General features: G+C 70.6%; 30 protein-coding genes and 1 pseudogene. 14 read left to right on the top strand and 17 right to left on the bottom strand.

From position 1 onward, the window contains the following. Positions 1–6: 6 nt before the first annotated feature. Positions 7–1,086: a hypothetical protein gene (locus tag ACH34R_RS20890; RefSeq protein ID WP_397563130.1), complete on the bottom strand. Its 1,080-nt coding sequence runs from the start codon at positions 1,084–1,086 to the stop codon at positions 7–9. 361 nt (positions 1,087–1,447) lie between these two features. Here ACH34R_RS20890 and ACH34R_RS20885 point away from each other — a divergent pair. From ACH34R_RS20885 to ACH34R_RS20875, 3 genes and pseudogenes are all read left to right on the top strand, one after another. Next, a pseudogene (locus ACH34R_RS20885) lies at positions 1,448–1,570 on the top strand (Tn3 family transposase); the annotation flags it as partial. A 75-nt stretch (positions 1,571–1,645) separates the two neighbouring features. After that, positions 1,646–2,167, top strand: coding sequence for a VOC family protein (locus tag ACH34R_RS20880; RefSeq protein WP_397563383.1), 522 nt, complete (start codon positions 1,646–1,648; stop codon positions 2,165–2,167). A gap of 17 nt (positions 2,168–2,184) precedes the next feature. After that, complete coding sequence (locus tag ACH34R_RS20875; RefSeq protein ID WP_397563129.1) at positions 2,185–2,394, top strand: hypothetical protein; 210 nt, start codon at positions 2,185–2,187, stop codon at positions 2,392–2,394. Between the two features lie 139 nt (positions 2,395–2,533). Here ACH34R_RS20875 and ACH34R_RS20870 read toward each other — a convergent pair whose 3' ends face one another. Beyond that, positions 2,534–2,776 (bottom strand): hypothetical protein, encoded by a 243-nt coding sequence (locus ACH34R_RS20870; RefSeq protein ID WP_397563128.1) that lies wholly within the window; start codon positions 2,774–2,776, stop codon positions 2,534–2,536. Positions 2,777–3,222: 446 nt separating this feature from the next. On the opposite strand from ACH34R_RS20870, the gene ACH34R_RS20865 reads away from it, so the two are divergent. Then, the gene (locus ACH34R_RS20865) at positions 3,223–3,789 is read left to right on the top strand and encodes a recombinase family protein (RefSeq protein ID WP_397563382.1); all 567 of its coding nucleotides are present in this window, start codon (positions 3,223–3,225) and stop codon (positions 3,787–3,789) included. A gap of 70 nt (positions 3,790–3,859) precedes the next feature. Here the strand turns inward: ACH34R_RS20865 and ACH34R_RS20860 are convergent, their stop codons facing one another. The 3 genes from ACH34R_RS20860 to ACH34R_RS20850 all read right to left on the bottom strand — a co-directional run bounded on the left by ACH34R_RS20860 (position 3,860) and on the right by ACH34R_RS20850 (position 6,385). Beyond that, positions 3,860–5,101 carry an RNA polymerase sigma factor gene (locus ACH34R_RS20860; RefSeq protein ID WP_397563127.1) on the bottom strand — a complete coding sequence of 414 codons (1,242 nt, stop codon included), beginning with the start codon at positions 5,099–5,101 and terminating at the stop codon, positions 3,860–3,862. After that, positions 5,098–5,427 (bottom strand): YciI family protein, encoded by a 330-nt coding sequence (locus tag ACH34R_RS20855; RefSeq protein WP_397563126.1) that lies wholly within the window; start codon positions 5,425–5,427, stop codon positions 5,098–5,100. Before ACH34R_RS20855 ends, ACH34R_RS20860 begins: the two co-directional genes overlap by 4 nt. Before the next feature lie 331 nt (positions 5,428–5,758). After that, positions 5,759–6,385: a dihydrofolate reductase family protein gene (locus tag ACH34R_RS20850; RefSeq protein ID WP_397563125.1), complete on the bottom strand. Its 627-nt coding sequence runs from the start codon at positions 6,383–6,385 to the stop codon at positions 5,759–5,761. 387 nt (positions 6,386–6,772) lie between these two features. Here ACH34R_RS20850 and ACH34R_RS20845 point away from each other — a divergent pair, with 387 nt between their 5' ends. Next, positions 6,773–7,129, top strand: coding sequence for a hypothetical protein (locus ACH34R_RS20845; protein ID WP_397563124.1), 357 nt, complete (start codon positions 6,773–6,775; stop codon positions 7,127–7,129). A 6-nt stretch (positions 7,130–7,135) separates the two neighbouring features. Here ACH34R_RS20845 and ACH34R_RS20840 read toward each other — a convergent pair whose 3' ends face one another. From ACH34R_RS20840 to ACH34R_RS20830, 3 genes are all read right to left on the bottom strand, one after another. After that, positions 7,136–7,438, bottom strand: a complete 303-nt coding sequence (locus tag ACH34R_RS20840; RefSeq protein ID WP_397563123.1) for a hypothetical protein — start codon at positions 7,436–7,438, stop codon at positions 7,136–7,138. Between the two features lie 23 nt (positions 7,439–7,461). Continuing rightward, complete coding sequence (locus ACH34R_RS20835) at positions 7,462–8,799, bottom strand: hypothetical protein (RefSeq protein ID WP_397563122.1); 1,338 nt, start codon at positions 8,797–8,799, stop codon at positions 7,462–7,464. A 626-nt stretch (positions 8,800–9,425) separates the two neighbouring features. Then, complete coding sequence (locus ACH34R_RS20830; protein WP_397563121.1) at positions 9,426–9,599, bottom strand: hypothetical protein; 174 nt, start codon at positions 9,597–9,599, stop codon at positions 9,426–9,428. Positions 9,600–9,886: 287 nt separating this feature from the next. Here ACH34R_RS20830 and ACH34R_RS20825 point away from each other — a divergent pair, with 287 nt between their 5' ends. Further along, positions 9,887–11,683 (top strand): alkyl/aryl-sulfatase, encoded by a 1,797-nt coding sequence (locus ACH34R_RS20825; RefSeq protein ID WP_397563120.1) that lies wholly within the window; start codon positions 9,887–9,889, stop codon positions 11,681–11,683. A 2-nt stretch (positions 11,684–11,685) separates the two neighbouring features. On the opposite strand, the gene ACH34R_RS20820 is transcribed toward ACH34R_RS20825, so the two are convergent. Next, entirely contained in the window at positions 11,686–12,360 is a 675-nt protein-coding gene (locus ACH34R_RS20820; RefSeq protein WP_397563119.1) for a GAP family protein, read from the bottom strand. Next, a complete protein-coding gene (locus ACH34R_RS20815) occupies positions 12,353–13,972 on the bottom strand; it encodes a SulP family inorganic anion transporter (RefSeq protein ID WP_397563118.1) in 1,620 nt (539 codons plus the stop codon). Before ACH34R_RS20815 ends, ACH34R_RS20820 begins: the two co-directional genes overlap by 8 nt. Positions 13,973–14,199: 227 nt before the next feature. Here ACH34R_RS20815 and ACH34R_RS20810 point away from each other — a divergent pair, with 227 nt between their 5' ends. Continuing rightward, positions 14,200–14,574 (top strand): 3-keto-5-aminohexanoate cleavage protein, encoded by a 375-nt coding sequence (locus ACH34R_RS20810; protein ID WP_397563117.1) that lies wholly within the window; start codon positions 14,200–14,202, stop codon positions 14,572–14,574. A gap of 157 nt (positions 14,575–14,731) precedes the next feature. Further along, positions 14,732–15,292: an AAA family ATPase gene (locus ACH34R_RS20805; RefSeq protein ID WP_397563116.1), complete on the top strand. Its 561-nt coding sequence runs from the start codon at positions 14,732–14,734 to the stop codon at positions 15,290–15,292. A 62-nt stretch (positions 15,293–15,354) separates the two neighbouring features. Here ACH34R_RS20805 and ACH34R_RS20800 read toward each other — a convergent pair whose 3' ends face one another. Genes ACH34R_RS20800 through ACH34R_RS20790 form a run of 3 tightly spaced genes read right to left on the bottom strand, consistent with a single transcriptional unit; the run spans position 15,355 to position 17,993 of the window. Beyond that, positions 15,355–16,305, bottom strand: coding sequence for an LLM class flavin-dependent oxidoreductase (locus ACH34R_RS20800; protein ID WP_397563115.1), 951 nt, complete (start codon positions 16,303–16,305; stop codon positions 15,355–15,357). Continuing rightward, positions 16,298–16,651 carry a PPOX class F420-dependent oxidoreductase gene (locus ACH34R_RS20795; RefSeq protein WP_397563114.1) on the bottom strand — a complete coding sequence of 118 codons (354 nt, stop codon included), beginning with the start codon at positions 16,649–16,651 and terminating at the stop codon, positions 16,298–16,300. Before ACH34R_RS20795 ends, ACH34R_RS20800 begins: the two co-directional genes overlap by 8 nt. Beyond that, positions 16,623–17,993, bottom strand: coding sequence for an MFS transporter (locus tag ACH34R_RS20790; protein ID WP_397563113.1), 1,371 nt, complete (start codon positions 17,991–17,993; stop codon positions 16,623–16,625). The genes ACH34R_RS20795 and ACH34R_RS20790 overlap by 29 nt, the downstream gene beginning before the upstream one ends. A gap of 87 nt (positions 17,994–18,080) precedes the next feature. Here ACH34R_RS20790 and ACH34R_RS20785 point away from each other — a divergent pair, with 87 nt between their 5' ends. Next, complete coding sequence (locus tag ACH34R_RS20785) at positions 18,081–18,524, top strand: MarR family winged helix-turn-helix transcriptional regulator (RefSeq protein ID WP_397563112.1); 444 nt, start codon at positions 18,081–18,083, stop codon at positions 18,522–18,524. A gap of 65 nt (positions 18,525–18,589) precedes the next feature. On the opposite strand, the gene ACH34R_RS20780 is transcribed toward ACH34R_RS20785, so the two are convergent. Next, positions 18,590–18,970 (bottom strand): hypothetical protein, encoded by a 381-nt coding sequence (locus ACH34R_RS20780; RefSeq protein ID WP_397563111.1) that lies wholly within the window; start codon positions 18,968–18,970, stop codon positions 18,590–18,592. A 124-nt stretch (positions 18,971–19,094) separates the two neighbouring features. Then, the gene (locus ACH34R_RS20775; protein WP_397563110.1) at positions 19,095–19,772 is read right to left on the bottom strand and encodes a TetR/AcrR family transcriptional regulator; all 678 of its coding nucleotides are present in this window, start codon (positions 19,770–19,772) and stop codon (positions 19,095–19,097) included. Between the two features lie 98 nt (positions 19,773–19,870). On the opposite strand from ACH34R_RS20775, the gene ACH34R_RS20770 reads away from it, so the two are divergent. Next, positions 19,871–20,245, top strand: coding sequence for a nitroreductase family deazaflavin-dependent oxidoreductase (locus ACH34R_RS20770; protein ID WP_397563109.1), 375 nt, complete (start codon positions 19,871–19,873; stop codon positions 20,243–20,245). 224 nt (positions 20,246–20,469) lie between these two features. Here ACH34R_RS20770 and ACH34R_RS20765 read toward each other — a convergent pair whose 3' ends face one another. After that, positions 20,470–21,153: a TioE family transcriptional regulator gene (locus tag ACH34R_RS20765; protein WP_397563108.1), complete on the bottom strand. Its 684-nt coding sequence runs from the start codon at positions 21,151–21,153 to the stop codon at positions 20,470–20,472. Positions 21,154–21,243: 90 nt separating this feature from the next. On the opposite strand from ACH34R_RS20765, the gene ACH34R_RS20760 reads away from it, so the two are divergent. From ACH34R_RS20760 to ACH34R_RS20750, 3 genes are all read left to right on the top strand, one after another. Continuing rightward, a complete protein-coding gene (locus ACH34R_RS20760) occupies positions 21,244–22,401 on the top strand; it encodes an erythromycin esterase family protein (RefSeq protein WP_397563107.1) in 1,158 nt (385 codons plus the stop codon). A 67-nt stretch (positions 22,402–22,468) separates the two neighbouring features. Further along, positions 22,469–23,176 carry a FadR/GntR family transcriptional regulator gene (locus ACH34R_RS20755; RefSeq protein WP_397563106.1) on the top strand — a complete coding sequence of 236 codons (708 nt, stop codon included), beginning with the start codon at positions 22,469–22,471 and terminating at the stop codon, positions 23,174–23,176. Then, positions 23,173–24,390: a CynX/NimT family MFS transporter gene (locus tag ACH34R_RS20750; protein ID WP_397563105.1), complete on the top strand. Its 1,218-nt coding sequence runs from the start codon at positions 23,173–23,175 to the stop codon at positions 24,388–24,390. Before ACH34R_RS20755 ends, ACH34R_RS20750 begins: the two co-directional genes overlap by 4 nt. Before the next feature lie 10 nt (positions 24,391–24,400). Here ACH34R_RS20750 and ACH34R_RS20745 read toward each other — a convergent pair whose 3' ends face one another. Continuing rightward, complete coding sequence (locus tag ACH34R_RS20745) at positions 24,401–24,856, bottom strand: ClpX C4-type zinc finger protein (protein ID WP_397563104.1); 456 nt, start codon at positions 24,854–24,856, stop codon at positions 24,401–24,403. Between the two features lie 96 nt (positions 24,857–24,952). Here ACH34R_RS20745 and ACH34R_RS20740 point away from each other — a divergent pair, with 96 nt between their 5' ends. Beyond that, entirely contained in the window at positions 24,953–26,323 is a 1,371-nt protein-coding gene (locus ACH34R_RS20740) for an alpha/beta hydrolase domain-containing protein (RefSeq protein ID WP_397563103.1), read from the top strand. Positions 26,324–26,326 lie beyond the last annotated feature (3 nt).

Raw genomic sequence — 26,326 nt, 5'->3', positions numbered from 1 at the left:
TGCGCATCAGCGACCGTCGGGGGTGGGGCCGGGCTGCTCAGGGGTGGTGGCGCGGAGTTCGGCGGCCACGGCGCGTTCGCGTAGCGCGTCGGCTTCGGCGCGGACCCTTGCCAGCTCGCCGCGCAGGTCTGCGACGCGGGCGCGTTCCAGGGCCAGGTCCATGGTGAGCCGTTCGGCCTCGGCCGCGGCCGAGGCGCGTGCCTGTTCCGCCTCCGCCGCACGCCGCTGGTCAAGGGCCGCGTGCTCTCTGGCCTGTACGGTCTGCGCCCGGCACTCCGCCGCCTCCGACAGCGCCTCGGCGCGCCCCTGCTCGGCCGCCTCCGCCCGGGAGACCGCCCTGTCGCGTTCGGCCTCGGCGGCCTGGGCCTGGGCGCGGGCGGCGGCGGTGGCCCGCTCGGCGTCCTGCGCGGTCTGCCGGGCGGTGAGCGCGTCGTCACGGGCCGCGTCACGCTCCGCGTGGGCCAGCCGTACCTCATCGGCGGCCTGCGCGGACTCCTCCGTCGCCTGCCGCGCCTCGGCGCGGGCGGCCTCCACGCGCTCGGCCATCTCTCTGGCGATCTCGTCGCGTACGCGCTCGGCGGTCTCGACCTTCTCGGCCATCTCCCGTCGTGCCGCGTCGCGCGCCCGCTCCGCCTGATCGGCTCGGCGTTCGGCCTCCTGCGCGGCCTGCTTGGCACGGCGTTCGGTCGTGGCGGCCTCGCGGAGCGCGGCCAGCGCCTGCTCACGCGCGGTCTCGGCGTCGGCGAGCGCCGCGTCCCGGTCGGCGAGGGCCCGTAGTTCGCTTTCCCGCATCGCCGCACGCTCCCGCCGCGCGTGCTCGGTGGCCTCGCGGGCCAGCCGTACCTGCTCGAACGCCTGCTCTCGCTCGGTGCGGGCGATGGCCACCCGGGTGTGCGCCTCCGCATGGATCGCACTGACCTTGGCCTCCACCCCGGCCGGGCTCAACTCCTGCGCCAAGACCTCCGCCAGCGGGGTGATCGCCGCGGCCAGCCCCTTCTCCATGCGGTCGTAGAGATCCTCGACCCTGGCCAGGGTCCCTTCCAGCCCGGGGGTGGCGCGCCGCAACTCCCGCTCCCGCTTCGCCACGGCCTGGCAGTCATTCTGCGGACAGTACTCCCGCGGCCGGCCTCGTCCATGCCGCTGCTCGATCACCGCACCACAGTGCTTACACGGCCGCGCACCGCCACTGGTCTTCGTGGTCACATCGGTAGCGTAGCAGCTTGATTTTCCAGAAATTCAAATTCAAAAAAGGAGATCTGTTGCGTCGCGGTATCGGCGGCTCAACCAACGAGAATGTCAATTCCCGAAAGTTGATCAGGGGAGGGAGGGCGCTGTCGAAACGAGACCACCGACCGACGGGGGCCCATCGGCCGCCAGTACGACCAGATGATCAAGTACGGGACGGCGCTGCGCCTGGGCACCTGCCGAGGCCGAGCAGGTGCTGCGGATGGTCGACCCGGTCGACGACACCTACCGCCGGCAGATGAACCGCCAGCTCACCGTGCAGGAGTCGCGCCACAAGCTCGCGAGGGACGTCTGCCACGGCAAGCGCGGCACTCACCCTCGGTGGTGGCGCCTGGCTCGCGGGTCTGCTGTAGCGGTGCTGAGGCGCGATCCAGATTTTTCGGAGTTCGGCGGTCTGAAGATGTCGAGAACGCGCCACCGGCTCCGTCCCAGGGACATCAGCGGCCACCACCGGCCGCACGAGGAAGAAGGAGAAACCAGCATGGCGATTCAGCGGATGGACAACGTCGGCATCGTCGTCGAGGACATGGATGCCGCCATCGCGTTCTTCGTGGAACTCGGTATGGAGCTGGAGGGCAGGGCGGAGGTCGAGGGCCTCTTCGCCGACCAGTGCACCGGACTCGACGGCGTCCGCTGTGACATCGCGATGGTCCGGACCCCGGACGGTCACAGCCGGCTCGAGCTGGCGAAGTACCGCAGCCCCGCGGTGATCAGCGCCGGGCCGCGCAACCGGCCGCACAACATTCTGGGCACGCACCGCGTCATGTTCGCCGTCGACGACCTCGAGGACACCGTTGCCCGCCTGCGCCCTCACGGCGCCGAACTCGTCGGCGAGATCGCCCGGTTCGAGGACAGCCATCTGCTCTGCTACATCCGCGGCCCGGAGGGCATCATCGTCGGACTGGCCGAGCAACTGCGCTGAGAAGGAGAAATCGAACCATGCAGCCGAACGAGATCATCGACGTTCTGAACCACCCGATCAGCCAGGAGCTGCTGGCCCATGACGTGACCCGCCTGGCCTATGTCGCCAAGGACGGAACCCCGCGCAACGTACCGATCGCCTTCACCTGGAACGGGTCGCACATCGTCATGTGTACGACGAAGAACGCGCCCAAACTCCCGTGGCCACCCTCGCGCACAGGCTCCTGAAACGACGGCACCAGTAGGTGAGACGCATCTGAGTGTCTGGAGAACCGTAGTACTTCGGATCTCTCGCGAACCCAGACACGGCCCGCAGTCTTCCATCAGCGGCCCCGGCGGGACAGTCCGTCGTCAACCGAACGAGGGGCTACAGCTGGGCGGGGAGCAAGGTGAGGCGGACGCTGCGGCCCTCCAGGTGGAAGCTGAACGGCGCCACGATCTCCTGGCCGACGTTCTCGACAAGCCAGGTGTCGTCGCCGTCCTGGCCGCAGCGCACGTACAGGTGCCCGTCGAGCTCCACGAGCAGCGCGGCACGCTCCAGGCGCTCGCGGACGTGGTCGGCGAAGGCGAGCTTCCCCTGCTCCCAGGCGTCGCGGACGTGCTTGTGCACGGTGGGCAGCTTGTGCGGCACCAGCGGCCAGGCGCAGCCGGGGGCCGGGGAGCCGCGCGACCCGGAAGCCTTCCCAGGCCAGGGACCCGTTGCTGCCTTCCGGGTATCCGCACTCGCGGGCCAGGTCCGCCCACTTGTTGGCCTTGATGTGCCGGCGGCAGCGTTCGCACGCCTTCCAGAGCATCGCGGCGATGGGCATACCGATCCGGATGCCGAGCCCGGGACGGGTTCGGCGGACTGCTCGGCCTGCCCGGCCGGGAACCGGGGTTGAGGAATCCAGGAACAGCGGTTGGCGCTGAGAACGATCATGATTGGGTTGTTCCGCTTGGGGATCCTCCAACGGAACACCGGGTGTTCGGGATCGAGCCCCAGGTCAGGGTGTTCCGTAAAGGTGTTCCGGACTTCGTTCCGGTGAGGGGGGCGCGCTCGGCGTCCCCGCCGACCGCATTTACATCGACCGCGGCTTCTCCGGCACCACCCGCCGCAACCGCGCCGGCCTCGACCAGGCCCTCGCCGCCGTCTGGGACGGGTCGGTGTTCACCGTCACCAAGTTCGACCGGTTCGCCCGCAACATGGCCGAGGCCAACGAGATCCTCACTGGGCTGTCCGGCCGGGGTGTCCTGTTCGGCGTCGGCGCAACCATCCACGACTGGAGCGACCCTTTCGGCCGACTGTTCCTGCAGACCCTCGCCATGGTCGCCGAGTTCGAAGCCAACATCGGGCACCAGCGCACCCGCGAAGGCATGGCCCTGGCCAAGAAGAACGGCAAGCTCAAGGGCAAGCAGCCCAAGCTCCCCGCACCCGCCGACGATCCATCCGTCGCCGCTACGCCAAAAGCGAAGTCTCCCTCGCCGACCTCGCCACCGAATACAGCGTCGGCCGCTCCACCATCCACCGCATCATCCACGGCGCAGAAGACCCTAGGTAGACCACGGATCACCACCCACCTTGCGGCTCGCCGTAGCTATAGGAGTCCCGGGCCCATGAGGACGGCTGGCCCCGCCACGCCGTAGTGGAGCGGGAGGCAAGCGCTTCTCGTCGACTGCCGGGGTGCCATCTCCACGCATGCACGGGCGGCGGGCACTACATCAGCTGGTCGCGGCGGCGTGCCAGGTAGGCGATTTCGGCGGTGTTGCCCGCCAGCTCGATGGCTTTGTCGTAGGCCGCGCGTGCCTGCCGGCTTTGGCCCAGCCGGCGCAGCAGGTCGGCGCGGGTGGCGTGGTAGGCGTGATAGCCGGCCAACTTGTCCTCAAGGCGGTCGACGGCCGCCAGTGCCACCTGCGGGCCGTCGAGCTCGGCGAGGGCGATGGCCCGGTTGAGGGCGACGATCGGTGAAGGGTCGAGGCGGACGAGCTGGTCGTAGAGGGCGAGGACCTGTGACCAGTCGGTGTCGCGGATGTCGCGGGCGGAGGTGTGCACGGCGTTGATCGCTGCGAGGATCTGGTAGCGGCCCGGAGCCTCCCCGGCGGCGGCAGCGGCGAGGCGTTCGCGCACCAGCCGGTGGCCCTCGGCGATCAGCGCCGCGTCCCAGGCCCCACGATCCTGCTCATCGAGGGCGACCAGTTCACCGCTGGTCGAGACCCGGGCCGGGCGGCGGGCCTCGATGAGCAGCATCAGCGCCAGCAGCCCGGCCACCTCACCGTCGGCCGGCATCAGGGCACGGACCAGGCGGGCCAGCCGGATCGCCTCGGCGGTCAGGCCGGGACGTACCGGATCGGTGTCGAGGCCGGTCGCCAGGTAGCCCTCGTTGAACACCAGGAACAGGACGGCGAGCACCCCGGGGACGCGCCGCGGGAGATCCTCGGCAGACGGTACCCGGTAGGGGATGCACGCCGCCTTGATCTTGGCCTTCGCGCGGGTGATCCGCTGCCCCATGGCGGTCTCGGCCACCAGGAAGGCGCGGGCGATCTCGGGCACGGTCAGACCGCCGACCATGCGCAGCGTCAGCGCCACACGGGTTTCCATCGCCAGCGCCGGGTGACAGCAGGTGAAGATCAGCCGGAGCCGGTCGTCGTCGATGGCGCCGACAGGCTCCGGTAGGTCGTCGTCGTACACCATCCGAGCCTCCTTGTGCTTGTCGTCGCGCCTGCTCTCGCGCCGGATCCGATCGATGGCCTTGCGGTTGGCGGTGGTGGTCAGCCAGCCGCCGGGATTGGGCGGCACGCCGTCGGCCGGCCACCGCTGGACGGCGGTCGCGAACGCCTCGGCCGCCGCCTCCTCGGCGATGTCGAGGTCACCGAAACGCCTGGTCAGGGCGGCGACCACCCGCGACCACTCCTCCTTGTGCGCTTGGGTGATCGTCTCCCGGACGTCGACCCCGCTCACTCGCCCAGGAACGGCCGCACCTCGACTTTCCGGTTGCAGTGCTTGGACCCGTCGACGGCGAGCTTGAGCGCCGCGTCGAGGTCGGGGGCCTCGATGATCCAGAAGCCGGCCATGTACTCCTTGGACTCCAGGAAGGGCCCGTCGGTGAACATCGCCTCGCCATCGCGGTTGTCGATGACGGTGGCCGCCTCGGGCGAGGCGAGGCCGCCGGCGAAGACCCAGTGGCCCTCGGCCTGAAGCCGGTCGTTGTAGGCGTAGATGGCCGCCATCTCGGCCAGGGTGGCGGAGCCGGTCTTGTCGTCGATCACGGATACCAGGTATTGCATCGTATGGATCATCTCCTGTGGGTGGGGCGTCCCTGGTGGGCGGCGTCTCTCCTTTGCCACGAACACCGCTGCCCCGATCCGACACCGCCTCCTGGACGTCTTTCGAGGACGTTCTGGTATGCCAGTTGTGACCATGCGGCCCGATAGCGACGGTATCCCGTCCGATGATTCGCAGCCTGGACCCCGGATGTGAAGAACGCCGTCCCTGCCCTCGACTGACGGAGCAGGGACGGCGCTCGCGGCGATGGGTCGAAGGGCCCGGCTACCAGGCCCCAGCTGTCCACGCTGCAACCCGCACCCATCCATGATTGACTCTCGCTGACTGCGCCACTTAGGTCGTGGTGGCGGTCGCGTACTGCGGGCGCCCGCTGGGCCGGTAGACCTGGATCGTCACGCCATTCGAGGTGGCTCGCGAGTCGACCAGGTCCAGTGCTGTGTCCGGGCCGGTGGCGGGGAACAGCCGTGTGCCCTGGCCGACGACCACGGGATAGGTGAGCAGGGTGATCTCGTCGACCAGCTGGTTGTCCAGCAGCCAGCGGACCAGGTTGCCGCTGCCGTGCACCTGCAGCTCACCGGACGGCTTGGTCTTCAGCTCGCCGATGGCGGCCGCGATGTCACCGGACAGGACGGTCGTGTCCGCCCATTGCGGGTCGGTGAGCGTGGTCGATGCCACGTACTTGGGCCGCGTGTTCACTGCCACTGAGATCGGGTTGTTGCCCTGCTCTGCCCCCCAGGAGCCGGTTCCCCACGAGCGTTCGAAGATCTGGTAGGTCCGCCGGCCGAACAGGAACCCGTCGGCGCGCTGGAAGGCCTGGCCGAGGAACGTCTGAACCTCGTCGTCGAACAGCGGCAAGGCCCAGCCGCCCCGCTCGAATCCGCCCGTGCGGTCCTCGTCCGGCCCGCCGAGTCCCTGCATCACGCCATCGACAGTGACGTGCGTGATAGTCGTCAGTTTCATGATCGCGGTTCCCTCCTCCTTGGGCGGCCCCTCGTGGGCGGCCTCTCACCCATGCCACGAACACCACCACCCCGATCCGACACCGCCGCCCGGATTTCTTTCGAAGATCTTCCGGTACGCGCCGGTTGTGAGCGACCCGACAGCCAGGTGGTTCCGGGAAATGACCGCCGCACTGTCGGGCCTGTGGCCCGCTCAGTGTTGCCGACCACCAGGTCACCAGCGCCCCACGCGGGCCGCACGTCGACAAGACCGGCCGAGGAGCTGGCCGTTGCTGATGGGTGTTGCGCCGGCGACCGGAATCCGGTGCTGCGTCAGGCGCGGCGCCCGGCTCGCCAGTTTCGAGGAGCTGCCGGATACCGGAAGGTGGATACCGAAGGAGCTGACAGGGTGAAATCCAGCAGGCCCCCGCGACCAGCGGTGCGAATCAGCCCGGGACTGCGCGATCACATCGCGATCGAACGCATCGAGGAAGAAGAACTGCCGGTCGTCCTCGACATGCCGGGCAAGGTCGCCGACTTCCTCCGTGCCGCCGCGCTGGAGCCCGCCGAGCGCGCCGCACTCGACCAGGGCGTGACCGTACGGCGCGGCCAGGGCCACCCCCTGCGCGTCACCGCCGTCCCCGCGATCCACCGGCGACTCCTCGACCTCTGCCAGCCCCCCGACGGCACCGCGGCGGTCCCGGCCCAGCGCAAGGCCCGCCGCGAGTACGCGAACCGCGTCAGCGCCTACGAAGCCCCGGCCTGACCAAGATCACCGGCTTAGCGTTAACCGCTGTACCGATGTTCCCCGAGGCCGCTGTTCATCGGCCAGGTGCGCCAGCGCCGGGGACCCGGCCAGCCCGGCCCTGGCGGCGTGCGCCCGCACGGCCCGTACCAACTCCAGCAGCGGATCGATCGCCTGAGGGAACTGCTCACCGCCCAGCCAGTTTCCGATCGTCGTCGGCCGCACCCCGGCGGCCTTGGCCGGCGCGCGATCGGAGGGTTGGCGGTCCAGTCGATCGTTGCGGAAGGCGGCCAGTCCGGCGATCAGCGCGGCGAAGTCCTCCTCTGGCACCCCGATCCTGCGATCGTGACGGTTCAGTGGCGGCCTCGGCCACGGTGGATGAGCAGGATCTGGACGGTGTCGGCCTGAGGGTCGGTGGCCTCGTCGGCGTTGGGGGCGATGTAGTTGACCGGGGCGGGTACGTCCTCGCTTTCGTGGTCGGGCAGTTTCTGGGTGGTACCCCAGGAGGTGCCGTCGTAGATGTTCATGTAGAGGGAGAGGTCTTCGCCGCTGCCGCGGAGCACCATGTGGATTTTGCCGTCGTAGACGACGAGGGCGGGGCTGGCGATGGTTCGGAAGGGGATGGTGGCCACCTGGTGCCAGTTCGAGCCGTCGCTGGAGGTCCAGTGGCGCAGTTGGTCGCCCCAGTCGTAATCGACCATGTGGATCTGGTCGTGGTAGACCACCACGGCCGGGGGGACGTCACCGTGCAAGTCGCCGACCTCGGAGTCCGACGTCCAGGTGTGGCCGTCGGCGGTGGAACTGACGGTGATCTTGTTGTGATAGTCGGCGACGAACCGGTACAGCCGCCCTCCGTACACCACCGAGGTCACGTTCGACGTGGTGGTCGCGGTACCGCACGGAACTCGGCTGGACCAGCTGCCGTTGTCGTTCAGTGTGGTGTAGTAGGTGCGGTCGTCCTGCCCGCCGTGCCCATCGTCGGCGCCCCTGTGCACGCAGTACAGCTTGCCGTTGAAGGATGCCAGTGACGGAGCGTCGAAGCTGTAGGCGTCGCCCAGCCTCTGGTGTTCGGCCCATCCGTTGTCGGGGGTGTAGCACGTCCAGTACATCGGCGCCTGGTCCATGCCCGTTTCGTCGGTGTCGGCAGCGTAGGCGACGTAGATCCGGTCGCCGTGGATGGTGGCGGCCGGCCCGTGGTTCGATCGGACATTGTCATCGACGATGGAGTCCTCGCCCCATCCCGAGCCGCTCTGATAAACCGCCCACCACAGCCGTGTGTCGTCTTTAGGGACCTCGTCCCTGGGGACGAGCATCAGTGGCACCACCCACGGCGAGATGACCTTGCACCCCTCACCGCTGGCCACCGCCTTGATCCAGGCCGTCTTGATCTTGACCACCAGTTCGATCGTCCAGGCGAACTCCTTCGGGAAGATCTTGCAGACGACATCCATGATCGCGCCCACGACCTCGGTGAGCACGTCCACCGCGGGCTGGTTGAGGTGGATCGTGAAACCCCACCAGTGCGTCTCGACCGAGATCTCGATCTGCCCGGCGTTCGAGGCGATCGTGACGAACCCAGAGCCCCGGGAGATCACCTCCGCCTTCTCGCCGTTGATCGTGATCTCGTCCGGCGGCGGGTCGGACGAAGCAGCCGCACGCAGGTGACCGCTCTGTTGTGACGGTAACGACATCGCAAGCTCCCTTCCCAGCGGCCAGAGCCGCCGGCATCGGATTTCCACCGCCCCGGAACGGCGGATGGGTTCTCGGTCATCCACACGCCGGCACGTCCGGCGTTGCCGTCTGCACCCGGCAGGGGCCGCGAAAGGGCACACGCCTCCCGGTTGGTGCACAGGGTGCCGGCAGCGGCGCGGCCCCAGCGATGGTGATCTTCGCCCCATCCGGGGGCACCTCGCCCGGCCCCAGCAGGGCGATGGCCACGCCCCGGCCCTGGGACGCCCCGCCGGCGGGCGCACCCCACGCGGCTTTCCCGGTTTCCGGACCTTCCAGGTTCGGCGCATCGGGATAGAGTGCCTGGTCCGGCTTGGCGTGCTGCGATGCGCAGGAGACGAGCGGGGCCTTCATCGCCGGTTCCGCCTTCCGCCGGTGATGGGACAGAGCGGCGACCTCACTGCCGGGACTCGGCCACCCTGCCGGGGGAACGTCCTTCACCAGCTTCACCCGCGAGCCGGGTCCCCTCAAGGGGAGTTGATCCTGTCCTGGCCGCCACGGTGTCCGATGCCGGACCGAAGGGCGCTTTGGTCCGGCATCGGGCTGACATCAGGGCAGGCTCGGGCCTTCGGCGGCGCGGTGGCGACGATCACTGCTCGCCCGGCTGGATCCGGCGGTCGGAGCCTGTCTCGTGCGCGGGGTTCTCAGCCGGGCAATGGACCTGGAGCAGTTGGAGCCGGCCGTCCCCGGGCCGGCCACTGCCTTGGGCCATCGAGGACTTCGGGCCCTCACAGCCGATGACGCCGGGGGCGTCGGTCAGCATGAGCAGCCGCCCCTTGTGTTCGATGCGGGGCCGGGAGCGGCGGCGCCAAGTCCTGGGGCCCGGACTCCTTGTTGCGGATCGCCGTGATCAGCAGGCCGCGAACGTCAGCTTGGGCCGAGCGGCGGGGGGATGTCGAACTCCAGGTGGCGATAGCCCGGCCTGTCGTAGGCCGCGGGGTGGTGCGCTTTTGCGCGGCCTCGCTGACGCTGTCAAAGACATGGTCACGGGCGGGTGAGGGTAGCGCCTGGTGGTGGCGGGCCGGGGCCGCCGGCGGGAAGGCCGGAATTATGGCAGATCTTCCCTTTGGTGATCGGGCGGACTTCGAGGCCGCCGACCGTGGATTCGTGGCCGCGCTCGATCCCGCGGTGGTCACGGCCGGCGGCCGTGTCGTGTGGGACAGCGACTCTTACGGGTTTCTTGCGGGGGAGTGCCCGGACACCGCGCATCCCAGCCTGTGGCGGCAGGGGCAGTTGTGCGCCCGGCAGGGCCTGTACGAGGTGACCGGCGGCATCTACCAGGTGCGCGGCCTGGACCTGTCGAACATGACGTTGATCGAGGGCGACGACGGCGTCATCGTGGTCGATCCGCTGCTGTCGGTCGAGTGCGCGGCGGCCGGGCTGGGGCTCTACCGGGAGCATCGGGGGAAGCGGCCGGTCATGGCGGTGATCTACACGCACTCGCACGCCGACCACTTCGGCGGGGTACGTGGCGTCACCGACGGCGACGTGCCGATCCTGGCCCCGGCCGGGTTCATGGAGCACGCCGTCAGCGAGAACGTCTACGCGGGCACCGCGATGAACCGCCGGGCCACGTACATGTACGGCCCGGCCCTGCCCCGGTCGCCGCAGGGGCAGATCGGTACCGGCCTCGGCCTGACCACCTCGACCGGGACGATCTCCCTCATCCCGCCCACCCGGGACATCACCCGCACCGGGCAGCAGGAGACCATCGACGGGGTGCAGATCATCTTCCAGCTCACCCCGGGCACCGAGGCCCCGGCGGAGATGAACTTCCTCATCCCCGCCCGCCGGGCGCTGTGCATGGCCGAGAACGCCACCCACAACCTGCACAACATCCTCACCCTGCGCGGAGCCGTGGTCCGCGACGCCCGCATCTGGTCGCGCTACCTGACCGAGGCGATCACCCTGTTCGCCGGCCAGGCCGACGTGGTCTTCGCCTCGCACCACTGGCCGACCTGGGGCGAGGACGAACTGGTGACCTTCCTGACCCAGCAGCGCGACCTGTACGCCTACATCCACGACCAGACGCTGCGGATGCTGAACCAGGGCATGACCGGCGCCGAGATCGCCGAGGCCATCCGGATGCCGCCCGCCCTGGAACAGGCCTGGCACACCCACGGCTACTACGGTTCGGTCAGCCACAACGTCAAGGCCGTCTACCAGCGCTACCTCGGCTGGTTCGACGGCAACCCGGCCCACCTGTGGGAGCATCCGCCGGTCGAGCTGGCCCGCCGGTACCTCGCGTGCATGGGCGGGCGCGATGCCGTACTGGACCATGCCCGCCGCTACATCGACGACGGCGATCTGCGGTTTGCCGCGTCGCTGCTCAATCACGCGGTCTTCGCCGATGAGCACGACCGGCAGGCGCGCGAGATGCTTGCCGAGGTGTACACCCGGCTCGGCCAGGGTGCCGAGAACGGCACCTGGCGCAACTTCTACCTGGTCGGCGCGCTGGAGTTGACCGGTGACGTGGTACCCGCCAACCTCGACACCACCTCACCCGAGATGATCGCGGCCCTGACCATCGAGCAGGTCTTCGACTCCCTGGCCATCCGCGTCGACGGCCCCAAGGCGTGGAACGAGAGCCTGGCCATCGACTGGCACTTGACGGACCTGGACCAGCGCCACCGCACCACGCTGTCCAACGGCGCCCTCATCCACCAGGCCGACCCGCCGCCACGCCCGGTGGACCTGACGCTCACGCTCACCAAGCAGCAGTTGCTCGGTCTGCTCACCGGCCAGTCGGCCGACGGCATTGAGCACGAGGGCGACATGGACTTTCTGGGCCGCCTGATCACCGTCCTGGAAGACCCGGATCCCGCATTCGCCATCGTGACGCCGTAACCCTAGGAGAGCAGGGCGCGCAGGCCCTTGGCGAGGAACAGCAGGGCGAAGACCAGGATCAGCAGCAGGGTGAGGGCGCCGTTGTGCTGGACCAGCCAGCCGCGCATCCGCTGGAGCCGCCGGTCTCCGCCTGCGCTGAGCGCGGTGGCGTAGGGGGCGAGCACGCCGATGCTGCCGATGACGACGAACACCGCGGCAAGGATGAGCCGCCGGCCGAGGGGCAGGGGCTCGTGGGCGACGGCGAGGGCGCCCCCGGCCAGGGAGGCGAGGTTGACTGGGTTGGCCACGGTGAGCAGCCCCGCCACCCCGATGATCTTGGGAGTCGTCATCGTGTCCATCGCGGCGATCCAGCGAGGCACCTCAGGGGCCTTGCCCTGTCTGCGGTGGGCGGCCCGGCGGATGCCGGCGAAGGCCATCGCCAGCAGGAGCACGCCGATGACCAGGGCGAGCCAGGCCACCCAGATCGGTCTGTCATGTCCGGTGGCGCCGACGGCGCCCAGCAGCATGATGAGAACGACCAGCACGACCCAGCTCATGATCAGCCAGGTGGTCTCGAACAGCAGGGCCTTGGCGCGGCCGTTCGCGCTGATCAGCAGGGCGATGACGGCCACGACCGGAAACGGGGAGACGATCAGGCCCACCGTGTAGGGCAGCATGTCGGCGAACGCCTCACCCATGATCTTCCTCCTGGTAGGCGGCGGCCGCGGCCTCGTTGGAGTCGTAGTGGACGAGGTCGGTCAGGCCGTAGTGGGCCAGCAGGTGGCGCAAGGGCGTGGTGGCGCGGGAGACGACGAAGGTGACACCGCGTTCGCGGAGCGCGTCGGCGGTTTCGCGCAGGGCCGCCGCGCCGGTGGTGTCGACGTCGGTGATGGCCTCGGCGTCCAGGACGATCCACTGTGCCCCCTGGGCGGCCAGGTGGATGATCTCGCTCTTGAAGGTGCCGGCGTTGGCGAAGAAGAGCTGGCTCTCAAAGCGGTACACGACCAGCGCGCCGCCGGCGGGGCCGCGGATGTAGCGGCCGTGGTCGCCTGGTGCGAGGGTGGCGGTACTGGGCCGGGAGGCGCGCCGTACCACATCGACGGCCGACAACAGGAAGGCGATGATGACGGCGGTCAGCGAGCCGAGCACGGGCACACCGAGCAGGCAGACCACGGCGATCCAGAACTCCGAGCGGCGCAGCCGCCACAGCCCGGCCAGTTTGCGCACGTCGATGAGCCGGACGACGGCGACGGCGACGATCGCGGCCAGGGCGGTGTTGGGCAGGTAGGCCAGCACGCCGGAGAAGAGGCCGACCAGGACGGCGACCACGATCGCGCAGAGCGCGCTGGGAATCTGGGAGCGGGAGCCGGCGGCGTCCATGGCGGCGGTGCGCGAGGCGCTGGAGCCGATGGTCATCGACTGGGTGAGCCCGGCGGCGATGTTGGCCAGGCCGAAGGCGCGCAACTCGGTGTCGGCGTCGAGCCGGTAGTGATGTTGTTCGGCGTAGCGGCGGGCGGTGAGCAGGCCGTCGGCCAGGGTGACGGCGCAGATGGCGATGGCGCCGGGGATGAGCGCGGCCCACTGGCCCAGGGTGATGGACGGCCAGTGCGGGACCGGCAGTCCGGAGGGGACGTGGCCGAGGACCGACACGCCTTGGGTGTCGAGCCCGGCCCAGGCCACCACCGCCGTGGCGGCCACCAGTGCGATCAGCGGGCCCGGCAGCGCGGGGGCAAGCCGGCGCAGCGCGACGACCGCCAGCATGGTCGCGACCCCGATGACGACGCTCCACGGGTGCGCTCGCGGGATCTGGGTGATGATCTCCCACAGTTCGGGGAAGAACCGCTCGGCGGTGGTGTGGATGCCGAGGATCTTCTCGGCCTGGCTGGTCAGGATCTCCACCGCCAGCCCGGCGATGAAGCCGACCAGGACCGGCTCGGACAGGAAGTTCGCCAGGAAGCCCAGCTTGAAGGCGTAGAACAGCAGGAACACCACCGCGCAGACGAGCGCCTGGGCGTAGGCCAGCTCGACGTACTGAGGGCTGCCCGGCCGGGCGGCGATCGCGACCAGGAGGGACGCGATGAGCGCGGCGATGGGCGCGTCGGGGCTGGCCACCAGCTGGCGCGAGGAGCACAGCAGCGCGAACATCAGCATCGGGACGATGGCCGCGTACAGGCCGGCGACCGGCGGCAGCCCGGCGATCTGGGCGTAGCCGATGTTGAGCGGGATGGCCAGCGCCGCCAGCGTGACGCCTGCGGTGATCTCCTGGGGCCACCTCAGCGGCCCTCGCATGCCGGCGGCGAACCAGGTCACGCTGGCAGCCCGCCCAGTCCTTCGCCGAGCAGGACCAGCAGCACGACCTTCACTGCCATGACCGGGACCAGGCCGATCGCCACAGACAACGTCAAGGCAGCAAGCCCCCCACGAACCCCATGCGCGCCACACCCCAACGGTTACTAACCGTACCCCTGTTGACCTGGGATGATGCTTGACGATCTCGCAGGCTTCCCCTGGCTCCGGCGTGGCAGGGGAGGCTGCGGATGCGCTGGTCCACCGTTCCCGGCTGGGCCGAGCTGGTCGAAGCGGGAGTGTGGTCACCGGGCGATGCCGTGGCGCTGGCCCGGTCCGGCCTGGCCGGGCAAATGGTGCGCGTTCTCGTCGAGATGATCGACCTGCCCGCCGCTGCGGCTCTCTCCCGCGCGGCGGCCGTCCTCGCCCGGCTGGACGAACTGGCCGTACCGGGCGCCCGGCTGTTGCACGGCGAGGGAGCGGCGGCCTGGCCGCTCGTCACAGAAGCCGGCCGCCGGAACCTCGCGACCAGGATCGGCCTGGAGGACACCCTGCTCGGCCCCGACGGCCGGCCGGCGTCCGGCAACGCCGCCCTCGTCCGCGAGGCCGCGCGCCGTACCGGATGACGCGGTGAGCCGCGCCGTGGCCGTGGCCATGAACGCACACCCGGCCGCTGTGTTGGACGGTTCGGACGACAGCGAGGAACCGGCAGGCAGGCGTCGCCCACCAGGGCACATGGCCACATACCTCGGGCGTGAACTGCGAGATGGGGGAGGATCCGATATGACCACCACCGGAAAGCCGGTGCTGGCCGTCGTCAGCGGCCCGCCCCGAACAGGCAAGACCACCCTCGCCCACAGGATCGCCCGCGAGGTCGGTTGCCCGGCAGTGATCCGTGACGAGATCAAGCAGGGCATGGTCTTGGCCGATCCTGGATACCAGGCAGGCGGAGACGACCCCCTCAACCTCTCCGCCCTTCGCGCCTTCTTCGGCGTCCTTGAGACCTTGGTGAGGTCGGGGGTCACCACGGTGGCCGAGGCCGCCTTCCAGGACCGGCTCTGGACACCCCACCTGCGACCACTCACCACCCACGCCGACCTGCGGATCATCCGCTGCACCATCGAGGCGGCCACCGCCCGCGCGGGTCTCGATCCCCACCGCGCCGCGCACGCCGATCAAGATCTCCTCGACGCCATCGCCGCGGGCCGCCACTCCCTGGATGACTTCGTCGATATCCGGATGGATGTCCCGCTACTCACAGTCGACACCAGTGACGGCTACCAGCCCGGCATTGGCGACATCGCTGCCTTCGTCACCCAGCCCACCACCAGCGCCATCCTCTAGGAGCTCGCGCAGATCGGCGGTGTGGAATAACCCGGCAGCCAGGCGGGCACAGGCCCTCGTGGTCATGGGCTGCGACGCTCTGTGATCGTTAAGGGCTCTGTGCCAGTGGTTCCATCTTGGATGACCGGCCCGCCCTGGAACAAATCAAGGCCCAGTCGGGGGACATCCGGTGCCCGCTCCTTTGCCACGAGCTCGCGTACGGCGGGTGCCACCTCCTCGCCGAACCGCCTGATCCGGCCCGGGTCCATGGTCATGAGTGTGAACCCGCTGGTCCCGTGGACCAGTGCCACCTCGGCCAGTTGCTCGGCCGGCAGTTCCTCGCCCAGGTTGAGCAGCCGCCTGATGTCGGAAGGCTTGCGGCCGGTGCGTTCGGCGGCCTCATCGATGACGGCGTTGCCGCGCCTAAGCGCGTCGAGTTCGCCCAGGTGGGGCAGCGAGGGCAGCCAGCCGTCCGCGGCACGGCCGATCAGTTCCAGCATCCGCGGCCGGTAACCGCCCACCCAGACGCCGATCTCGTGGGCGGGGCGCGGTCCGCGCCTCATCCCGGTGACCTGGTAGTGCTCGCCCTCGAAGAACACCTCGCCAGGCGGGTCCCACACGGCCCGGATGATCGCGATGGCCTCCTCAAGTGCGGCGACCGCCTGGCCGGGGGCACGGCGTGGCCCGCCCATGGCCGCGATCGCGTCCTGGAAACCGCCGGCGCCCAGGGCGAGTTCGAACCGCCCGCCGCTGAGCAGGTCGAGACTGGCCGCGCTCTGCGCCAGCATGGCCGGTGGCCGCAGCGGCAGCGGATGCACGTTGCCCGCCAGCCGGATCGTGCTGGTCCGCGCGGCCACGTAGCTGAGCAGCGTCCAGGTGTCCAGGAACGTCGGCTGATAGGGGTGGTCCTGGAAGGTCACCAGGTCGAGGCCGGCCTGCTCGGCGAGCTCGGCCAGTGCCACCACCGTGTCGGGATGCTCGCTCGACGGGATGAGGTTGGCGCTGAACAGCAGGTCGTGTCCGTAGTCAGTCATGGATCTCCATCCCCCAGCTCACCACCCGGGTCGGGTGAATGACGATCGTGTCGCCCACGGTCGTCGCGCGGCCGCGGATCTCGACGCCGCGTGGCAGCCACGGTGGCAGCACGTCGTCGATCACCAGTGCCGCGACCCCGGACGCGGCCACGTCGCGGAACTTCTTCGACGCGGCGTTGTCGCGCCCGTTGACGTGGACGGTCTCGGCGTCCGGGCCGAGCGACCAGCCCACCGGCACGACATGCGGCATGCCGTCCGTGCCGATCGTGGCCAACCGGCCCAGTTTGTGCGCCAGAGGCCGTTCGCCGGTCAGGTAGTCAAGCTCTTGCTTGCTGAACACGCTCATGTTCCCTCCCGTGGGCGTTCCGTACGGCGAAGGGGGCGACCGCGACGCCGAGCATGCTGGTCGCGGCGGCCAGCCAGAACAGAGTGGTGAAGGCCGCGTCGGTGTAGCCGCTGTTCAGTACGGCGGTGGCCAGGCCGCTGCCCACGACGCCGCCGACCGTGCGGGCGATGTTGTTGAGCCCGTTGGCCACGCCGGTCCTGGTGAGCGGGACCAGGTCGCCGATCAGCTTCGGCAGCGAGGCCATGACCAGGCCCGATCCCGCGCCCACCACGGTGTAGAAGATCAGGTGCTCCCACATCGAGGCGTGGGCCAGGGCGAGCAGTGCGGAACCCGCGACGGCCACCGCGAACCCGAGGACCGCCGGCCAGCGCGGGCCGAACCGCTCGGCCAACCTGCCCACCGCCGTGCCCGTGGGCAGCAGGATCAGCGCTCCGGGCAGCATTAGCAGGCCGGACACGGTGACCGTCGCACCGAAGCCGATCCCGGCCGGTCCCGGTTCGAGCTGGGCGTACGCGGGCAGGGCCAGGTAGAAGAAGTACGACGCTGCGCCGAAGAGGAACGCCAGAGCGTGCGTGGCCAGCATCGGCCGGTCGGCCAGCTCGGCCACATCGATCAACGCGTCGTCCCTGCGCCGCTCAACCAGGAGCAGGACGACGAACAAGGCCGGCGCGGCCACCCCGAGCACGACCGCGGTCCAGCCCCGGCCCTGGGTGAGTGCCAGCAGCAGGGCGACCAGGCCGGTACCGAGCAGGACGGCGCCGGGGAAGTCGAGCCTGCCTTGCGCGGTGTGCGTGCTCGCCGGTACGGATCGGGCCACCAGCAGCAGGCTGACCAGGGCGAGCAGCGCGCCGAGCCCGAACAGCCAGCGCCATGACAGGTGGTCGGCGAGCAGCCCGCCGACCACCAGACCCGCGCCGGCACCCGCGCCGACGATCCCGGAGATCAGCCCGAACGCGAACGTCATCCGCTCGCGCGGCATCGTCTCGCGCAGGATGGCCATGGACAGCGGCACCAGCGCGAGCGCCGCACCCTGGACGACTCTGGCCGCGATCAGTTGCCCGATGTCCTGGGCGGCCGTGGCCCCGGCCATACCGGCGAGATAGGTGATCAGTACGGCGAGCAACACCCGGCGCTTGCCGTACAGGTCGCCCATCCGGCCGAGCAGCGGGGTCAGCACGGCGCTGGACAGCAGGAACCCGCTGATGATCCACGAGGCCCAGCCGGGCGTGGTGTCGAGTTCGCGCTGCAGCAGGCCGACCGCGGGGACGACCATCGTCTGCATGAGCGCGTAGCTGAAGACCGAGGTGACAAGGGCGAACAACGTCGCGTTGGCACTCTTCACTGACCTGCCCTAGTTCGTTATACGTATAGTTCGCAGCGCGAAGCACATTAGTTCGCAATACCAACTACCGTCAATTAGGATGCGGGCATGGAAGACACCAGGCTGGCCACCGCGCTGGTACGGCTCGCACATCTGGTGAGCCGGGTCTACGCCGAGGTCAGCAAGGAATTCGAGCTGACTCCGCAGCAGATCCAACTGCTGTGCATGCTGCTGGGCGGCTCGACGGGCATGACCGAGATGAGCCGGGCGCTGGGGCTGGAGAAATCCAGCATGACCGGGCTCGTCGATCGGGCCGAACGGCGCGGCGTGGTGGTCCGGATCCGCGACCAGCGTGACCGCCGCGCTTGCGGCATCGAGCTGACCGGGCAGGGCAGGGAGATCGCCCACGCGGCACACCGCATGGTCACCGCGCAGGTCGAGGAGCTGATCGGGGAGATCGCCCCTGACGATCGCGAGCGCCTGGAATGCGTGGTGGCGAACATCGTCCGCACCCCACACCCCGTTCCCCGCATACCCGTACCCCGGTCATGATCTTGTTTCGCACAGCCGCCGTCCCACCACCGCGCCGCCGCCTTCCTGGACAGCCTGTCCACTCATCAGACACCGGTGGAGTACGCCCGACTGCCGGCCCAGCCGCGCTTCACTTCGAGCCGCGGAGACGCGCGGCAATGCCTCGACGACCGCTTGCGCGACGCCGCGGTCGGAGGCCGGGTTCTGGCCGGTGACCAGGCGTTCGGCGTGGGCAGCAGCGCGGACAGCGCGGTGAGCCAGGGGCGGTGCCGCTGCGCGGTGGCGGTCAGCGCCGTGACGGTCGCCGTACGCACGGCCCGCAGCGTGGGACGCAGCGTCGACGACACCGCCACCGCCACGGCCAGGACGGTCGCCGTGGCGACGGCGGCGTCGGTCAGCTCGGCCACGTCGCCGATCCGGCCGGCCGTGGGGCCGGCGATGGCGGGCACGGTCAGGCGGGCGATCACCAGCCCCAGCGCGACGACGCGGATCGCGTCTTCGGGCGTGGCCGGAACCGGGTCGGGTTCGGTCTCCAGGGCGGCGGCGATGACGGTGGACGTGCTCGGCCCGCCCTGAAATCCGCCTCGGCGATCATCGCCTCAAGGGTTCCCGGCGGCGCGCTTCGAGCGCGTCCAGGATCAGGTCCAGGCCGTAGCCGAACTCGCTGGTGTGGTCATAGCCCGGCCGCAGGCCATGGTCGGCGATCATCTCGGTGAGGTACGGCAGGTCGTCCGCAGGCAGGTGCGCCAGGATGCCGCCGGCCACCTCCTCGACGTCCTCGGGCGTCGTGATCGGCAGGTTCGCCTCCTGCAGGACGAAGCCGCCGACGTAGCTGTCGATGAGCGAGACGGCGTGCGCCGCCATCGGCAGAGTGAACCCCGCCCTCCGGAGCACACCGAGGACGGCATCGTGGTGGCGTAGCGTGGCCGGACCCGGGTCGCGGCGGGAGTCCATGAGGCCGAGGGCCCAACTGTGCTGCGACAGGACCGCGCGCGCGGAATGGGCGCGGGTGCGGATCGCGTCGCGCCAGTCGTCGCAGTCGGCGCAGGGCAGTGCGATCGCCGCGAACACCATGTCGATGACGCCGTCGAGGATGGCGTCCTTGTTCGGTACGTGGTGGTAGAGGGACATCGCCTCCACGCCGAGCTCCTGCGCCACCCGCCGCATGGTGATCGCCTCCGCGCCGCCGCGGTCCGCGACCCGGATGGCGGCCTCCAGCACCCGGGCGGTGCTGAGCGGTCGCCGTGACGACTGCGGGGCTGGTGACATGTCGGCTCCAGAGGACGTACGGGTTGACAAGCTTACACATGTAAGACAACCTTACAAGCGTAAGCTTACCAGCGCGAGTGCGGAACAAGGAGGCCCTGATGCCGATGCCCAAGTGGTGGGGGCAGGTGAACAAGCGGGTGTTCAACCCGCGCGCGGTCGCGAGTGGCAAGTGGCCGGTGCTGGTTCACGTGGGCCGCGTCTCCGGCGCGACGTACCGTACGCCGCTGGACGCGCACCCCGTCGATGGCGGCTACCTGTTCATCCTGGTGTACGGATCGGGCTCGGACTGGGTGCGCAACGTCCTGGCGGCCGGCGGTGCGCGGCTCCGGGTCGACGGCAAGGACCTGGAACTCGCCGCTCCACGCCTGGTCGGGGCGGCCGAGGCGTTCCGGGCCCTGCCCGATGGGGTGACACGTCCGCCGAAACTGCTGCGCATCACCGAGTTCCTGCGCATGGACCTGGCGGCCGGCTGACGGCGATCAGTCCGCGGTCGCCTCGGATGCCGCCATGGGGGAGCGGTGCCGGTCCAGGACGCCTTCGACGATCCTCATCAGCCGATCCCCCGGCTGGCCGGTGCTGCCGTTCTGGGTGCTGACCTGCGGGCCTGCCGGCCTTGTGCTTCTCGATCACCGCGGGGCGGGATGGGAGCGCGGTGTGGGCGGGGAACCGCCAGGGCGGCTGACCGGTGCTTCCGGGCTCAGGGCCGGAGGACGCCGAGGTACGCGTCCAGGTCGGCGGCGCCCTTGAGCATGGCGCGGCCCCGCGCGGACAGGCGGGCGTGCCAGTCGTTCAGGGCCGACTCCAGCGGGGCGACGCCTCCGGCGGCGCGGACCTGGGCGATCAGCGGGGCGATCTGCTCCAGCAGGTAGCCGCCCCGCCTGAGCTGGTGGGCCAGCCGCACGTCCCGTACGTCGGCCGCGCTGTAGACCCGATATCCCGTCTGCGGGTCGCGGCGCGGCCGGACCAATCCGGCCTTCTCCCATTTGCGCAAGGTGGCGGGGCGCAGGCCGAGCCGCTTGGCCAGCGGGCCGATGAACGTCTCGCGGCGCTCCTGCGGCACCGGCGCCAGGTCGCGGAGCGCGGCTTCGACGGCCTGGAGGGTGCGGCGGTCGTCGAGAAGGCGGCCGTGGCTCTCGTCGATGAGCCGGAGCGCGTCCTCGGCGGCGCCCCGGTTGACCGCCTGCATGATCGACGTCGCCGTCTGGTGGCCGTGCCCCGGCAGGAGGGCGAGGAACGCGCGCAGCGCCTGCGCGTGCAGCGGCGTGTAGGTGCGATAGCCGTGGACGGTGCGTGCGGCGGCGGGCAGCACGCCGGCGTCCTCGTAGTTTCTGATCGCCTGGGTGGACAGACCGTGCTCGCGCGCCAGGTCCACCGGCCTCATGGGTGCATCACCGATTGAAGGTTTCTCGCAGGTGAACGGGCATGTTCGCGGCAAAGTTTACACCGAAAGTCCAGCGATACCGTTGAGGGCATGGATGTCATCGACACGGCCCGTCCGCTGGACGGCGCGGGCCTTTCCGCGTTCCTGCGGTCGCTGCCCGCCAAGCCCCTGCTGCTCGGGCTGGGCGAGGCCAGGCACTTCGTGGGGGAACTGGGCGAACTGCGCAACGAACTCTTCCGGTACCTCGTCGAGCACGAGGGCTACCGGTCCTTCACCATCGAGAGCGACTGCCTGCGGGGCCTCGTGGTGGACGACCACATCACGACGGGCGCCGGCACGCTCGACGAGGCGATGGAACGCGGCTTCAGCCACGACTTCGGCGCCTTCCCGGCCAACCGCGACCTCGTGCGCTGGATGCGCGCCTACAACGAGGAACACGAGGAGAAGCTGAGGTTCTTCGGTTTCGACGGCCCGCTGGAGTACTGGGCCGAGAGCCCGCGCCAGGCGCTCACCGCCCTGCACGCGCTCCTGGACGGCCCGCTTCCCGCCAGCATGGAGACCCTTGATGCGCTGCTCGGCCCGGACGAGCGGTGGTCCAACGAGGCCACGGCCATGGACCCGGCCCAGTCGATCGGCCGGTCCGCCGAGGCCGAGCGGCTGCGGCTGATCGCCGACGATCTGGTGGCGCTGCTCGACACGCAGGCGCCGCGCCTGAGCGCGAAGGACCGGGAGCGGGCCGAACTGTACGGGCGCACCGCCACCGGCCTGCTGCGGTACCACTACTGGCTGGCCGACGACTCCCCGGCGCGGTGGCCCCGGCTGTCGGCCCTGCGGGACGCGATGATGGCCGCCAACCTGGGTGCCATCGCCGAGCACGGCCCGGCCCTGATCTTCGCCCACAACCTCCACCTGCAGCGCGCCGAGAGTTCCATGGCGTTCGGCGAGCAGTCGCTGGAGTGGTGGAGCGCGGGGGCGATCACCGCGACGCGCCTCGGTGACCGGTACGCCTTCCTGGCCACGGCCTTCGGTACGGCCGGCGACGACGCCCCGCCCCCGGACACCGTCGAGGGCGTCCTGTCCGCCCTCCCATGGGACCACGCTCTCATCGACGCCCGCCGCCTGGCCGAGGCCGTCACCGAACCCGCCCCGCGCGTATCCCAGGATTTCGCCTATTTCCCGCTCGACCCCGCTCACCTCGGCGCGATCGACGGCATCGTCTTCCTCCGGAAGGCCACCCCGCAGCGATAACCCCCTCCAGGTTGGACATATGGCCATATGCCGGTCAATACTAATGTCCAACATTTGGAGGAATCGCATGGAAGGTCTGGAGGCGCCGCATCGGTCGGCGACCATGTCCGCCCAGTTGGTCAACAGCCTGCGGGCCCACATCGAGTCCGGCCGGTGGCCGGTGGGCACCCGGATCCCGCCGGAACACGTTCTGGTCGAGCAGCTCAAGGTCAGCCGCAACACCGTCCGCGAAGCGCTGCGCGCCCTGGTGCACCTGGGCCTGCTTGAGGCCCGGGTCGGCGACGGAACCTATGTGCGGGCGGCGAGCGAGCTGGAGTCCGTGCTGGTCCGGCGCGCGAGCGCGGCCCGGGAGGAGGAGATCTTCGAGCTCCGGGCGATCCTGGAGGAGTACGCGGCCGGGCTGGCCGCGGCGCGCCGTTCCGAGAGCAAGGTGGGCGTGCTGCGGCGGCTGCTGGCCGCCGTGGAGGAGGCCAACCGCGCAGGGGAGATGGCGGCGCTCGCCGCTGCGGACGGCGAGTTCCACCGCGAGGTGGTCAACGCCGGTGGCAACGGGCTGCTCGCCGAGGTGTACGCCTACCTCGGCACCGCCCTGACGGCGACGCTCAGGGCGGTGCCCTGGGACCCCGAGGCCGCCGCCGAGCACGCCCGCCTGCACGTCCGGCTGGTGGACGCCATCGAGGCCGGTGACGAGGTCGCCGCCCGGCACATCGCGTCCTCGGTGGTGCGGGTCACGCGCCGCTCCGCCACCCGGACCCCGGCCGGGGCGGGCGAATGAGCGCCGAAGCCTCCGTGCGGGACGAGACGAAGGCCGAAGGCCGTGCGGTCTCGCTCGGGCTCATCGTCGCGGTCGTCCTCGTGGCGGCCAACCTGCGGGCCACGCTCACCGGAGTGGGCCCGCTTCTGCCCGCCATCGAGCAGGGCAGTGGCCTATCGCCGCAGTGGGGCGGCCTGCTCACCACGCTGCCGCTGCTGACCTTCGCCGCGACGTCCCCGCTGGTCGGGCGGATCTCGCACCGGCTGGGGACCTCGCGCCTGCTCGTACTGTCGCTGATCGTCCTGGCCGCGGGCACCGTACTGAGATCACTTCCCTCGGTGGCCTTCCTGTTCATCGGCACCGTGGTCCTGTCGGCGGCGATCGCCTGCGGAAACGTCCTGCTGCCCGCGGTGATCCGGCGCAGCGTGCCCGGGCCCCGCATCGGAGCGGTCAGCGCTGTGTACGTGACGGTGATGGGACTGGTGGCGGCGGTCTCCTCCGGTGTCTCGGTGCCGCTGGCGCAGGTGCTGCCCGGCGGCTGGCGTACCTCGCTGGCCTGGGGCGCGGTACTGATCGTGCTGGCCCTGGCCGTCTGGATCCCCCGCCTGCGGGGCGACACCGCGCAGGCCGGACCGGCCGGGCCGCGCGGCGCGACCCCCTGGCGATCGTGGCTGGCCTGGCAGGTCAGCCTGTTCATGGGGCTTCAGTCGCTCGCCTTCTACGTGACCATCGCGTGGCTGCCGAGCATCCTGGTCCATCAGGGCGTCTCCGCCGCCGAGGCCGGGTGGATGCTGTTCTTCTACCAGGTGGTCGGCCTGGTCTCCAGCGGCTTCCTGCCGCTGCTGACCCGGGGTCGCCACGACCAGCGGTGGGCCGCCGTGGCCGCCTCGGCGTCGAACGCCGCGGGCTTCGTCGTCCTGCTCGTCTCCCCGGAGCTGGCTCTGCTGTCGTGCGTACTGCTCGGCCTGGGCGGCGGCGCCTGCCTGGTCCTGGCCCTGACCTTCCAGAGCCACCGCGCGGGCAGCACCGCGCAGGCGCCCGCGCTGGCGGGCATGGCCCAGTCGATCGGCTACCTGGTGGCCGCGGCCGGGCCGCTGCTCCTGGGCATCCTGCACGACCGCACCGGCGGCTGGACGGTCCCGCTGATCGTGGTGATCTGCCTCTGCGTGCCCATGGTGGCGGCCGGATTCGGCGCGGGCCGCGACGTGCAGATCAAGGACCCGCACTCCTCCTGAAGCCGCCCGCTCAGTCGGCCTGGTCGCCGCCGGCGACGTCGGCGACGTCGGCGGCGAACCGGTCCCAGGCCGCCTGGCGGGTCACTCCCAGGGCCTCGCCGATCCTGGCCCATGTCACTCCGCGATCACGCAGCAGCCGCACCCAGGCGCGCAGGTCGCGCTCGGCCTGGTCCACCGTGCGGGCCTGGCGGGGGAGCATGGCCAGCATGTCCGCGTCGGACATGCTGGTGAGGTATTCGTCGGTACGGGGGTCGGGGCCGCGGTGCACCCGTGGCGGGGCGCCGTCCGGCCGGGGCGGGGTGTCGGCGATGACCTGCCGGCACAGTTCCACGCAGGCGTCGCAGATGTAGACCCCGGGGCCCGCGACCACCCGGCCGGCCTCGGCGTACGGCGTGCCGCAGAACGAACAGTGGGTCATCAGGGTCTCGGCCGATCCCACGGGGCGAGTACGTCTGCTTCGCGTCACGGGGCGATCATCCCATACGGCTGTCAGCCCGAGCTTGACATAGATCGCTTGTCAAGGGCAGGCTGACGGCGACGATCTCCTGAGAGGACGGCCCCCATGGACGCCCCCTACCCTGACCTGCGCCCCTGTGACGGTGGCCGCGGCAGCCCCTTCGACGCCAGCCGCACGGCCGCGCTACCGGACGGCTACACCGAGCGGGAGTACCTGCTCAGCGGTACCGCCGCCGCCTACCACGCAGACCACGCCGAACCGGGCGGGATCGGCGTGCGCGCCCACGCCCCCTACACCACCCGCATCCTCACCCGGGTCCCCGAGGCACCGGAACGCTTCAACGGCACCGTCGTCGTGGAGTGGTTCAACGTCTCCGGCTTCATGGACGCCGGGGTGGAATGGCTCTACACCCATAGCGAGCTGGTGCGCGGCGGATACGCCTGGGCCGGCGTCTCGGCGCAGTGCGCCGGGGTGACCGGCAGCGCGCTGCCGCCTGAGGGAGCCGCGCCGGGCGGGCTCAAAGCCTGGGACCCCGACCGGTACGCCGCCCTGGATCACCCCGGCGACGATCATTCCTATGACGTCTTCTCCCAGGCGGGGCAGGCCGTCGCGGGCCTGTTCCCGGGCGCACGACTGATCGCCGCCGGGGTGTCGCTGGCCGCCCACCGGCTGTCCACCTATATCAACGCGATCGACCCCGTCGCCGGCGTCTACGACGGCTACCTGATCCACAGCCGGATGGGCGCCGCGGCACCGCTCACGCTGCCCGACCCGCTGCGGTTCGACCCCCGGCCGGTGCCGTTCCGTGACGACCCGCGGGTCCCGGTACTGGCGCTGCTCACCGAGACCGAGGTCATCACGCTGGACTACCTGTCGGCCAGGCGTCCCGACGGGCCGCGGCTGCGGGTCTGGGAGATCGCCGGGGCGGCCCACATCGACACGTACGTCGATGTCGCCGCCGCCAACGACATGACGCGTATGGACCCGGCCCGGCTGGCGGCGGCGCTCGCGCCCCGCGAGCGCGCCATCGGCATGGACGTCGGGCACACCGTCAACGCCGCGCCACAGCACCACTACGTGGCCAACGCCGCCGTCCACCGGCTGGCCCGCTGGGCGGCGGGCGGCCCGCCCCCGCCGCACGCCGCGCCCCTGGATGCCCGGCCCGGGTCGCCGCCCGACCTGCGCCGCGACGACCTCGGCAACGCGCTCGGCGGCGTCCGCACCCCGTGGATGGAGGCGCCGGCCGCCGTGCTGACCGGGATCAGCCCCAACGACGGCCTGATCGAAAGGCTCTTCGGCCAGACCGTTCCCTTCACCGCCGACACCCTGGCCCGGCTCTACCCGGGCGGCGCCGATGACTACCTGGCGGTCTTCGGCGCGGCCACCGACGCCGCGATCGCCGGAGGCTTCCTGCTGGCGGCCGACGGCGAGGAGATCAAGGCCCTGGCCGCCGCCGCGTACCGCCCCGCCGGGTGAGGG

This window comes from Spongiactinospora sp. 9N601, assembly GCF_044326295.1.
GTDB lineage: Bacteria > Actinomycetota > Actinomycetes > Streptosporangiales > Streptosporangiaceae > Spongiactinospora > Spongiactinospora gelatinilytica.
The sequence above is the reverse complement of the archived record's forward strand: the minus strand, read 5'-3'. Positions and strand labels throughout refer to the sequence as shown.